Below are 11,993 nucleotides of genomic sequence, written 5' to 3' on the forward strand. Positions count from 1 at the left end.
TATTCATCCGCAGCGAAAGTGGCGTTATTGCTTCAGCAATTACACCACCGGTCGAGTTGGAGACTTACCGGTTTTTGGTAAGGCTTCAACCGAGGTTCGAGACCGTTCTTTGGCTCGGACCGTACCGCGCAGCAGATGAATACTCTCAGCTCTGGAAACGGTAGCCATTCAATCTATGAGTTTATCATTATTGTTTTTTTGAAAAATAATTTATAATTAAATATGAGGAAGGTCACTTATTTGTAGGTTTCATAGGTGAAAATATTATGAAAAAAATCTTTCTACCAGTTTTAATGTTTCTAGCTGTAATCTTGGGGAGTATGCCCGTAACTGTTTCGGGTGAAGCCACAGTTGATGCCTCGGTTGGTAGTCAATTGGACCAAAATATCGATGGTCTGCTTAACCAAAAAGGATTCTCAGGAAGCTTGTTGGTTGTGAAAAATGGCAAACCTGTTTATCAAACTAGTCGCGGATATTCTAACTATGCTAATGGTCTTAGCAATGAAAAGAATACAGCTTACGAGATAGATTCAGTGCAAAAGACTTTGACTGCCGCTTTGGTTATGAAAGAAGTTCAAAATGGTAAGTTGAGTCTGACTGATAAGTTGAGTAAATTTTACCCAAGTATTCCTGGTAGTAATAAAATTACTATCAGACAAATGCTGGATATGACTTCAGGCTTGGTTTTAAGTGAGGTTGGACCTGATCAAATTTTACCCGACTCAGGTATTATTGCGGCCGATATTAACAGTGTTCATTTTTCAGAACTTTCCTATAAGAAGTGGAATTATCAACCGGTCAATTTCAATTTGCTCTGTGGTATTTTGGAACAGATTACCGGTAAGTCGTATCAAAGATTATTTACCAAGACGTATATTAATAAATTGCATTTAAAGCATACTATCTTCGCCTATGACGAAAAGCCAGGTATTGAAAAGGCAGCAGGTTATAATAATCCTGATCCGCTGTCAGCTCGTTTGGATTATAAGAATGCCTTCTATACGAAGAAATTCTTCGAATTCGATGAACTCGGTACTGGTCAAGTTTATATGAGCGTTAACGATTTATACAAAGTTGAGAAATATATTATGCGTGGCAAAATGTTGTCCAAAAAGTCACGTAAGATTTTGTTCAAGAAGGGTAGTGTCAGCACCTATGGAGGAGGAATGTATCATGGCAAGAATGATAACTTCGCTAACGGTTGGGGTTACGGCTTCCAAGGTATCGCCCACATCTCTAATAATGGGAAAGATGCAGTGATTCTTTTGGAAAACTACTCTCGTATAGCAGCTGATGCCAAACCAATTGCCAAGCAAATTTATAGCATGATTGAGAATGAATGAAAATAAAGCTGGTAATTTGGATGAAAAGACTGTATTATGGGTTGTGCAGGTAAAGCCTACCTGTTATTTAAAAATGGTCACTTTGCACATTCCAAAGATTTCTGTAAAGTGATCTAAAGCACTACGTCTAGGATGATGTAGTGCTTTTTCTTTACCCTAAATTAAATGAGATATTTGTCTCATCCAAAAAAGTGTTGTAAGTTAATAATAGGATATTGAGGAGGGACATTTTTATGTATAAATTAAATGATGGTCAACAAATTCCTGATTTTGGATTTGGAACATATAAATTGAATGGCCGGACTGGCGTTCAAAGTATCGTGTCAGCTATTAATAATGGATATAAAATGATTGATACTGCTTATAATTATGAAAATGAAGGTACAGTTGGACGTGCTATTTCTGAAAGTGGCATTGATCGTGATAAGTTGACCGTAACATCGAAGTTACCTGGTCGCTACTACGCTTATGATGATGCAATTACAGCCTTGCAAGAGTCACTCTATCGAGCACATCTTAATTATTTTGACTTGTATTTGATACATTGGCCCAACCCTAAACGTGGAATGTACGTTGAAGCATGGCAAGCTTTGATAGATGCCCAAAAGTTTGGATTGGTTAAATCAATTGGTGTCTGCAACTTTTTGCCAGAGCACTTAGAAAAACTCAAAAAAGAAACTGGCATTTTGCCAGCCATTAACCAAATTGAATTGCATCCATATTTTAATCAAAAAGAGATGCGTGATTTTGATCATGATAACGGTATTGTAACGATGGATTGGAGTCCACTTGGTCGTGCCAGTTCTGTTCTTGAAGATCCAATGTTGATTGCCTTGGGTGAAAAATATCATAAATCAGTTGGACAAATTATTCTTAGATGGGAACATCAATTGGATACTATTCCGATCCCTAAGTCCGCTTCACCAGTCAGACAACGCGAGAATATGAATATTTTTGATTTTGAAATTTCAAATGATGATATGGAAAAAATCAATTCATTGACGAAACCAGATGGTCGTAATAAAAACCAAGATCCAGCCGTTTACGAAGAATTCTAAAAATGAGAGTGATATTTGAGTTTATCTCAAATACCACTCTTTTTAAATTTTGTCTCAAAAATTGGTGAAAAATAAATCGAAAATTTACTAAAAAATACATCTTTACTATTGCATCTGTTTACGAATAGAACTATATTCTAGATGTAAGCAGTTACATATGGAAGCTAATTTAATCAAGAGGTGGTTCTTATGTATAGAAGTAATGGTAATTATGAAGCATTTGCAAAACCAATGAAACCAGAAGGCGTTGATGACAAGTCAGCATACATTGTTGGTTCTGGTCTAGCTGGATTGGCTGCAGCTTCATTCCTTGTACGTGATGGTCAAATGAAAGGCGACAAGATCCATGTTCTCGAAGAACTTGCTCTACCTGGTGGTAGTATGGATGGTATTTGGAACGAACAAAAAGGTTACATCATCCGTGGTGGTAGAGAAATGGAACCTCACTTCGAAACACTTTGGGATTTGTTCAGATCAATTCCTTCATTGGAAAATCCAGATGTTTCAGTTTTGGATGAATTTTATTGGTTGAACAAGAAAGACCCAAGTTTCTCACATGGTAGAGTTATTCAAGATCAAGGTAAGGAATTGCCAACAGAAGGCGATTTAACTTTGACACCTAAGGCCGTTCAAGAGTTGCTTGACCTTGTTATGACACCCGAAAAAGATTTGGATGGCAAGAAGATCAACGAAGTCTTCACTGATGAATTCTTGCACTCAAACTTCTGGCTATATTGGTCAACAATGTTTGCCTTTGAGCCATGGGCTAGTGCTATGGAAATGAGACGTTACTTGATGCGTTTCTGTCACCATATCGACTCACTATCAAACCTATCATCATTGAGATTTACTAAGTACAACCAATATGAATCATTGATTCAACCAATGATCAAGTTCTTGGAAGACAAGGGTGTTCAATTTACATATAATACTCACGTCAACAACATCAAAGTTGATACATCAAATGGTTCTAAGGTTGCTACAGAAATCGATATGACAACTGATGGCAAAGATAGTACAGTTGCTTTGACAGAAAACGACCTAGTCTTTGTTACAAATGGTTCAATTACTGAAAGTACAACTTATGGTGATAAGACACACCCAGCACCAACTGAGCACGAATTGGGCAGCAGCTGGTCACTATGGGAAAACTTGGCAAAACAAGACAAAGCCTTTGGTAATCCTGATGTATTCTGCAAGAACATTCCAGAAGCAAACTGGACAATTTCTGGAACTATTACTTTGACAGATGATGAAGTAACTCCATATATTGAAAAAATCAGTCAAAAGGATCCACACAGTGGCTCAATCGTTACAAGTGGTCCTGTAAGTATTAAGGATTCTAACTGGCTATATGGCTACTCAATCAGTCGTCAAAAACACTTTAAGAGACAAAAAGATAACGAATTGGTAGTTTGGGTATACGGACTATTCTCAGACAAACCAGGTAACTTTGTTAATAAGAAGATTACTGAATGTACTGGTGATGAATTATGTGAAGAGTGGCTATATCATATCGGTGTTCCAACAGACAGAATCAAAGACATCGCTGAAAACCATGCCAACACAATTCCAGCACACATGCCATATATCACATCATACTTCATGCCTAGAAAAGTTGGAGACCGTCCATTAGTAGTTCCAACAGGTTCAAAGAACTTAGCATTCATCGGTAACTTTGCTGAAACAGAACGTGATACCGTCTTTACAACTGAGTATTCAGTCAGAACAGCTATGGAAGCCGTTTACACATTGCTAAATGTTGACCGTGGTGTTCCAGAAGTATTTGGCTCAGCATTTGATGTTCGTACATTGATGAGAGCAATCTACTACTTGGATGGCAAGAAGAAGATTGAAGATATCAAGTTGCCATTTAAGGAACGTATGGTTGAAAAGAAAGTTATAGAGAAAGTCCATGGCACATACATTGAAGAGTTATTGAAAGATGCACATTTGCTTTAGAAATAATAAGAGCCACGAAATCCTCGTAGATTTCGTGGCTCTTTTGTGGTTTTAGGCAGAGTTACTCGCCCGAATGTAAAGTTATGTCAGATTATGATTATGCTATAGTAACTTTAAAAACTGTTCGGGGGTAATAATTTTGCATATTATCGTTGTGGGAAACTCTGGTACAGGTAAATCAACTTTGTCAAAAAAGATTGCCAGAATTACCGATTATCCATTGCTACACCTTGATAGTCTTTGGCATACGACGGACTACTCTGACAATGCTAAAGTGTGGTTTGATCAGCAGCAAAAACTATTTATGAATCAGAAAAACTGGATTATTGATGGTAATTATTCTCGAAATATGAACTTGAGAGTTCCTCAAGCTGATATTATTATTTGGCTGAAGGTAAGTAAGTTGAAATCATTGTTTAGAGTATTGAAACGTTCTTTATTGTGGCGAATCGATAAAGGTAGTCGAATGGAGATGCCTGAACAATTCAGTGAGCATTTGGACAGTGATTACTTTGAATTTTTAAAAATGATTCTTTCATATGATAATGAAAGATTGCTTGGGTTGATTGAAAAATACAAGAAAGACGATGCTCAGGTTATTATCATCACTAATTCCAGAAGTAAAAGACGATTTATGAAAAGTATTGCTAAGTTATAAGATGGCAATGCTTTTTTAGTCGAAATAAGTTGTCCATTGTTGTGAATGATGACAATCAAAAGCACGTTTGAAATCATCTGGCATGTTGCGTGCAAGCGATAAATTCAAAGTCATAGCTTCATCAAGTGTGAAGTACTTGACATCAGATGTTTCGACACCACTGTGGATGTCAGATTCTTCGGGAGTGCATTCAAAGAATAGCTTGTAGACGTAATTTAAATTTTTCTTTGGATAGTGATTTTTTTGCATATCTTTAATAGAAATCATTTTTAGAGGTTTAACTTTGATACCGGCTTCCTCAAAGGTTTCTTTGACAGCAATATCAGCAGCCGAATAGCCAATATCGCCCCAGCCACCGGGGATAGACCATTCACCACTGCTTTTTTCACGCACGAGTAGAATCTTGTCGTCCTTAAATGTTGCAGCACGTACGTCAACTTTAGGTGTTACATAACCTGTATCGGAATCAAAGAATATGCCTAATTGTTTTGGAGTAACATTATTGGTCAGTTTTGTGGTTAACTTTTTGGTGACATTTTCCAATTGCTCATATCGTTCACGGTCAAAAACGTCCTTGCTGTAATGTTTACCCGTTTGGGCAATTGCCTGAAGTTGTTCGATTAATAGTTCCACATCATCCATTTGCTATTACCATCCTTTAATTTGGATTATAACATTATTGGATGATGTAGGAGAACGCTTTCATTCATTGACCGTTTCATAGTCGCGTTCGTGGATGAAAGCATTGAAGATGTCATAACTCTTGATTGCCAGTTGAGTATTATTTTGCTTGATTACTTCGGTAATGTTGGCCATCAAGTAGAGACTGTTAATCAACATGAAGTGGGATTCATTACTGATGATGTAGTGGATACCTTGTTCAATCACTTCAATTGCTAGATCAAATTTGGAAAGTTGGAAATATGATAGGGCTGCTACATAGAAGATTAAATTAAAGTTCTCATCGTATTCCATCTTCGTTAGGTTTTTGAAAGACAAATTGATTTGACGTAATGTGGAAGTTTTTAAACCTTGTTGTGCGTACACATAGGCTAGGGCAATATTCCCGAGTCTAGTCAGTGTTGTCTGTTTGCGACTATGGCCGGCGCTAGCAAGTGACAATTTCAAGAGTTCTTTGGCGTTGTCGTATTTACGATCCAGCTTGAGTGCGCAGAGCGCTAAGTAGAAATAATATGCTTGAGTTTGCTTGTTAGTTTGAACAGTTTCCAGAACAGTTGGGCGGTTAAGGAATCTGCGTAGTTGAATATATTCTTGATTCTTGTAATAATTACTGACTTTTTTATTAAAATAGCTTTCCTTACAAATATTAAAGTTACCAGCCAATGTTAAGTCGTCAAAAACAATTGATAGCTTTTCACAGAGGTTGATTAATAATTGTGTGCTGGGAATGTATTTGTTGTGCTCAATTTCAGAAAGGGTAGATTGGGAGCAAATATCTTCGGCCGTCTCGAGTTGAGATAACTGTTGCTGTTGCCGAACTTCTTTTAAAATATCACCTAAATTATCCATATCTTTTTACACCTACTATTTTTATTCAGTGGAACAAATTATTAAATTGCTATAAGTAGATGATATAAAAGCAGTGTATATTTTATGTTCAATTAATGTAAAGGTTTGTATCATTTATGTAAATTTTCAGAAAAATACTATGAATGTCTTTTTTTAAGACAGGCATCAAAGCTGAAATAATGGAGAAAATGGATAGAAAATCAGATTATTGATTGTCGCATAAAATTATTTTTCACTTAAAATAAAAAACTGTTATCAACAAGAAAATTTGGCGGTAACAGTTTTTTAGTAACGATGCGTAGTTTACTTCAGTGAGAAACCTTGTTTCTTCAAAAATTCCGCAATATCAGGACGATGTACCTCTTTGAAAATAGCTAAGTTTTTGTCAGTCCACGAAGTATCAGTTGGATGTGTCTTGCGATTCATGTAATAATCTTTAACTGTTTGATCATAAGATGACAAGTCATTAAATTTACTTTCATCATAATAATTAGTGGCAACATGATTATCCTTTGGCATTCGTGGTTTCAATTGGTTTTTAAATTTAGGAACACCGATAGTCATACCAAACAATGGAATTGTGAAGTCTGGCAAGTGTAAAAGTTCAGCAACTTGACTGATATTGTTACGCAAACTTCCGATGTAACAGATACCTAAGCCCATTGATTCAGCGGCTATTGCCATGTTTTGTGCTGCAATTGCGGTATCGATAATTGAGACAATCATTGGTTCCATATTTTTGATTGGTTCCAGACTCATCTCGTGATTGCGTAAAATAGTTGCCTGATGATGCAAATCTGCAACGAATACGTAGAAGGTATCAGCCTTTTTTACGTGTGGTGAGCTGATAGTAATATCTGATAATTCATTTTGCAAATTTTTATCAGTGATTTCAATGATTGAAAAGGCCTGAACGAATTCTGACGATGCCCCATGTTGAGCAGCAGCAAGTAAAGAATCTTTTTGTTCTGCAGTGATTGGTAGATCGGTAAAGTCACGTACAGAGACGTGTTGGAGCATATTTTCAATAGTTGGATTCATTTTAAAAACCTCATTTTTACAATTTCTAGTTCGATATATAGAGTAACACTAGAATGACGTATTAAATAGCCATGACCTTTGGTACACTTAAACCAAAATAAATTATCTGGAGGAGAGCCATGAAAAAGGGAATCGAATTGGATATGGTGGTTTCTGATGCTTTGACTGCAGCGGAAACTTTTGGAAAAGTATTTGCCGTTAAAATTTTAGAAGTTCAAAGTACTGTTAAAAAAGATGATACTGTTTTGGTGGATATGGAAGGGATGCATATTCATTTTCTAAGTAAGAATGAAGAAGTTGGCTTTAAAATTCCAGTTGAGACGCCATCATCAGTTTGGGTCAATGTGATTGTTGACGATATTGAAGCTACACATGATGCCGCCGTGGCTGCCGGTTTTGAATTGGTTATTCCGATTACTAAAGAGCAGTATGAGGGTATGAAATATATGTTATTGAAAGATACCGATAATTATCAATGGATGGTTTATCAAGCTGAGTAAAAATTAATTAAAGGGGGAAGCAAGTATGTTATTACTATTTCTATTACTGACATTAGAATTTACAATTCTGTCATTTGTCCCATTTGGATATGCATTAGTTAAAAACCACAGCACCAGTTTGCGAGTTCAATTTCATGTTGTGGTTCAAATATTATTGTTTCTGTTGGCGTTATTTTTCATTTATTTTGCCAATCCAGATCAGACTTGGAAAGTAGTTATTGAGTTCAATTTGTTATCGTTGGCAATTTCGGCAGCGTTACACGGAGTTATCTTAACTTTTTCCAACAGCATTATTCATAGGGATGGTTCCAATAGACGTGACGTTTCACAACCGGGATTTAAAATTGCTGGAAAATTTTTAACTATAACGGTGGGGTCTCTAGTTGCTTTAGGCGTTATGATTTTAGTTATTATGGCTGCTGGATATGCAACAACTAAAGCAGTGGCACGGATTACTAATGTAACGGAGACGGCAACGACCAAGAATGCGCCGATGCCTGTTATTAATTCGCAGAGTAAAGAAGTTCCAGTAGTTAATTCGTATAAAACTGTTCGGAATCAAATGCAGAACTCGCTTTCAAATGTTCCAGACTCCAATGTTTATTCATTAAACCATGCGCGAGTTCAGTTCTATCATGGTAAATTGGTTTATATTTCACCATTAGATTTTGATGGTTCATTTTTCCGTTATAACCATTACAAAAAGGTTCCTGGGTATTTCATTGTTGATGCAACTTCCAAGAATGCTAAGCCAAAGTTCATTCGGAAGAGTATGCGTTATACGCCGTCAGCCTATTTTGGACATGATGCTTCTCGTAAAATTTATGCGTCAATCGTTGGTCGAGGACTAGTTATTTCCGGTAGCGCTCCACAATTGGAAATCAATGAATCAGGTCATCCATATTACGTTCAGACGTTATATAAGCAGTATGGGCTTTCAAATCGAAAGGATTATCGCAAAATTTACGTAGCGGTGTTGGACTCAGTTACTGGTAAGGTTAATGTTTACAAACAAGGTGCAGAACCTAAGTGGATTGATGTTACTTTTGATCCCAATATTGCCAGTGACAAAGTTTATTCATATGCAGCCGAACGTAACGGTTGGTGGAATGCTCATGGTTTCGGTGGTTCTCGTCTCGGCGTTATGAAATCAGTTGAAGGCGTTGGTACTGAAGGACATGATGATGTTTTCACACCGATTGCTTATAAACACAATATTTATTACTTCACTTCGATGACTAGTAATAATAAGAAACAGACGTCTGTTTTAGGCTATATGTACGTCAACGCTAAAACTGGTAAGACATATTATTACCGTGAAGAAGCCGACGCTATGACGCCTAATCGAGCTGATAGTTTGGCGGAAAATCGGATGAAGCAGACCCAGTGGAAAGCTAACATGCCATTGCTTTATCGAATTGATGGTAAACCAACATGGGTTGTTTCGATGATTGATGATAACGGCGCTTTCATGTCATATGTTTATCTTTTGGCAAATGGTAACGGAACTCAAGATACTGTCGCTGTAGGAACCGATGCTAAATCGACCTTGCAGAAATATCGTAATTTGTTCAACGCTGATTTGGGCACAGCCAGTTCGTCATATTCTGGCAAGAAGCAAAAATTCGGTGGAACAGTTAAGCGGGTTGTGAAAGTAAACAATAGTGAAATTGCCTTTTTGATGAATGGCAATGAGAATGTCTTTTATGCTTCAATCAAAGATTATCCACGAAATATGTTTATTCAAAGTGGGGATGAAATCAGTTTTACCGGTTATAAAGACGGTAATGCCGTTGTAGTTGTGAAGGATATTAGTAATAAGAGTCTGTGAAAATGTTATCGGTAAACGAATTGACTGATGTTCGTTAACTGATAGCATTTTTTTAATAATTAGTATTTTTCGCACTTTATTGCTATTTCTAGTGGATATAAAGATGATACAATGTCCGTACTAGAGTATGAATTCGTTTAATAATTGGTTTTTCTTAATGGAGGTTTAGAAATGATTAATCAACGTAGAACTGGCTACACGGTTAACCAGATAGCTGATTGGTATTTAAGTAAATCAAGTATGTCGCCTAAAAAATTACAAAAAATACTTTATTATGCTTATGCTTGGGTTCTGACATTGAGCAACGATGATATTAATCATTTAGAGAATAGGTTATTCGATGATGATATTGAAGCATGGGCACATGGGCCTGTTATATATACTGTTTATGAAGAATATAAATTATTTGGTTACAATGATATTCCTAGATACGATGGGGAAGTTGTAATGCTTTCTGAGGATATTAGTGATATTTTAAATCAAGTTTGGGATGAGTATGGATCATTTACGGCGGACCAGTTAGAAAGTATTACACATCAAGAATCACCCTGGATACGTGCGCGGGAAGGTGTTTCACCTTTGGCCTACAGTGATAAGGCTATAAGTGATAGAGATATATACAAATGTTACATAGAAAGGGTTGCTTAATATCTCTAAGAAATCCAGAAAAAGGTTTAATACTATTAAGCCTAAAACTAATGTAGTCAATCCATTTGTCACTTTCAATAAACATGAAAATGTTAGCGTTGAATTATCTAATTATCCTAATTGGATGAACTCTGTTGATGTGAAGGGATTTAATAACTTTTATCATGATTCTGAAGAAGCCTGTTATGTGGCATACCAAATATTAAATAAAATGATTTCTTTTATTAGAACTCATTCAAAAGAAATTATTTCGAACCAGTACACGCATTGTCATACTATTTCTTCCAAAGAGAAGCGTGAACTGATAGTGAAGGTTAATTGTCAGATTAATAAATTTAGTTTGGATCCACAGATTAGTCTATGGGAAATTGCAGTAAGCAATAGTGGTGGAGTTCGAGTGATCTTTGGGTTATATAACAACGATGACAATTTTTATTTTTATCCATTATTTATTGATGCTCACCATCAAATTTACTCCGATTCAAAGTTTCGTTCTAATTATTCTAAAATTTGTAAAACCAGGTTTCAGGATATGAAAAAGCCTTCATACTAGTATTGCAGGTATCAAAGGGCTTTGTAAACTCAGCCTCATTGAAAATGAGAGCCTGCAGATTTGGGGGAGCTTTCTTCCTAAATTTGAAAGTTAAACTACGATATATAGAAAAACAAATAGAAGCTTTGTCGCACTTGAATTTATTCAAATGTGACAAAGCTTCTATTTGTTTTTAGCGAAGAAAGTTATTTTATTGATTTTAATACAAGAGAAGCTATATCGAGAATTTATTTTTTTGCCAAGAAAACGGGCATTAATATTTCGTCAACGATATCAGTAATAACATCACGGTTAACTACTTCTTGACTGACAACTTCATTGATGAAGAGGACGCTAGGCAAGTTTAAAACTCGTGGTGATAAGTCCTTTACAACCAATTCATGTCGGTTTTCAGCTTGTTTTAATATTTGTTCAACAGCATCCTGCAATTGATTTTTAGAATTGGGAGCTGAGAAGAGTTTTTCCATTGGAATTGACTTTAGTCTGTCACTGACCAAGCCCTTTAATTTATCAGTTCCAAACATATCAAATATTTTGATTAATTGATTGAAGAAATCAACTAAGTCTTGGCGTAATGATCCAGTATCGGGAACTGTGACATCTAGCTTAGGGCCAAACGTAAGGATAGCAGTGGCAGCTAGACTGGATTTTTCTGGCCATCGACGATAGAGAACTGGTTTGGCAGCGTTGGCCCGTTTGGCAACTTCTGCCATTGTGAAATTATGATAGCCGACTTCTTGCAAAAGTTCCCAGGCGGCAGACAAAACGGCATTCTCTAAATCGGCGCCACGACGGCGTTTAGGATGATCTGATTCTTTATTTGGCAAATTAATTCACTCCCATGCTTGCATTTTAAGATACTAGGGTAT

The 11,993-nt window shown here is 36.3% G+C and carries 12 protein-coding genes; 8 read left to right on the forward strand and 4 right to left on the reverse strand.

Going from position 1 to position 11,993, the window contains the following annotated elements:
• Positions 1-266: 266 nt before the first annotated feature.
• The 4 genes from JP39_RS04300 to JP39_RS04315 all read left to right on the forward strand — a co-directional run bounded on the left by JP39_RS04300 (position 267) and on the right by JP39_RS04315 (position 5,021).
• On the forward strand, positions 267-1,343 hold the full coding sequence (locus tag JP39_RS04300; RefSeq protein WP_041500812.1) for a serine hydrolase domain-containing protein: 1,077 nt from the start codon (positions 267-269) through the stop codon (positions 1,341-1,343).
• A 227-nt stretch (positions 1,344-1,570) separates the two neighbouring features.
• Positions 1,571-2,401 carry an aldo/keto reductase gene (locus JP39_RS04305; RefSeq protein ID WP_211257141.1) on the forward strand — a complete coding sequence of 277 codons (831 nt, stop codon included), beginning with the start codon at positions 1,571-1,573 and terminating at the stop codon, positions 2,399-2,401.
• A gap of 189 nt (positions 2,402-2,590) precedes the next feature.
• A complete protein-coding gene (locus tag JP39_RS04310; protein WP_041500815.1) occupies positions 2,591-4,363 on the forward strand; it encodes an oleate hydratase in 1,773 nt (590 codons plus the stop codon).
• A gap of 139 nt (positions 4,364-4,502) precedes the next feature.
• Positions 4,503-5,021, forward strand: coding sequence for a P-loop NTPase family protein (locus tag JP39_RS04315; protein WP_041500818.1), 519 nt, complete (start codon positions 4,503-4,505; stop codon positions 5,019-5,021).
• A 15-nt stretch (positions 5,022-5,036) separates the two neighbouring features.
• On the opposite strand, the gene JP39_RS04320 is transcribed toward JP39_RS04315, so the two are convergent.
• The 3 genes from JP39_RS04320 to nfsA all read right to left on the reverse strand — a co-directional run bounded on the left by JP39_RS04320 (position 5,037) and on the right by nfsA (position 7,592).
• On the reverse strand, positions 5,037-5,663 hold the full coding sequence (locus JP39_RS04320; protein ID WP_041500820.1) for an NUDIX hydrolase: 627 nt from the start codon (positions 5,661-5,663) through the stop codon (positions 5,037-5,039).
• Positions 5,664-5,723: 60 nt separating this feature from the next.
• The gene (locus tag JP39_RS04325; RefSeq protein ID WP_048698798.1) at positions 5,724-6,551 is read right to left on the reverse strand and encodes a helix-turn-helix domain-containing protein; all 828 of its coding nucleotides are present in this window, start codon (positions 6,549-6,551) and stop codon (positions 5,724-5,726) included.
• Between the two features lie 303 nt (positions 6,552-6,854).
• Entirely contained in the window at positions 6,855-7,592 is a 738-nt protein-coding gene (nfsA, locus tag JP39_RS04330) for an oxygen-insensitive NADPH nitroreductase (protein WP_041500822.1), read from the reverse strand.
• Positions 7,593-7,711: 119 nt separating this feature from the next.
• On the opposite strand from nfsA, the gene JP39_RS04335 reads away from it, so the two are divergent.
• The 4 genes from JP39_RS04335 to JP39_RS12660 all read left to right on the forward strand — a co-directional run bounded on the left by JP39_RS04335 (position 7,712) and on the right by JP39_RS12660 (position 11,124).
• A complete protein-coding gene (locus JP39_RS04335; protein ID WP_041500824.1) occupies positions 7,712-8,092 on the forward strand; it encodes a VOC family protein in 381 nt (126 codons plus the stop codon).
• Positions 8,093-8,117: 25 nt separating this feature from the next.
• Positions 8,118-9,923, forward strand: a complete 1,806-nt coding sequence (locus JP39_RS04340; protein ID WP_041500826.1) for a hypothetical protein — start codon at positions 8,118-8,120, stop codon at positions 9,921-9,923.
• 171 nt (positions 9,924-10,094) lie between these two features.
• Complete coding sequence (locus tag JP39_RS04345) at positions 10,095-10,571, forward strand: Panacea domain-containing protein (protein ID WP_048698801.1); 477 nt, start codon at positions 10,095-10,097, stop codon at positions 10,569-10,571.
• Positions 10,564-11,124, forward strand: a complete 561-nt coding sequence (locus JP39_RS12660; protein WP_048698805.1) for a hypothetical protein — start codon at positions 10,564-10,566, stop codon at positions 11,122-11,124. Before JP39_RS04345 ends, JP39_RS12660 begins: the two co-directional genes overlap by 8 nt.
• A gap of 227 nt (positions 11,125-11,351) precedes the next feature.
• Here JP39_RS12660 and JP39_RS04355 read toward each other — a convergent pair whose 3' ends face one another.
• The gene (locus JP39_RS04355) at positions 11,352-11,951 is read right to left on the reverse strand and encodes a TetR/AcrR family transcriptional regulator (RefSeq protein WP_041500828.1); all 600 of its coding nucleotides are present in this window, start codon (positions 11,949-11,951) and stop codon (positions 11,352-11,354) included.
• Positions 11,952-11,993 lie beyond the last annotated feature (42 nt).

It is taken from the genome of Companilactobacillus heilongjiangensis (assembly GCF_000831645.3).
In the GTDB taxonomy this organism is placed as follows: domain Bacteria; phylum Bacillota; class Bacilli; order Lactobacillales; family Lactobacillaceae; genus Companilactobacillus; species Companilactobacillus heilongjiangensis.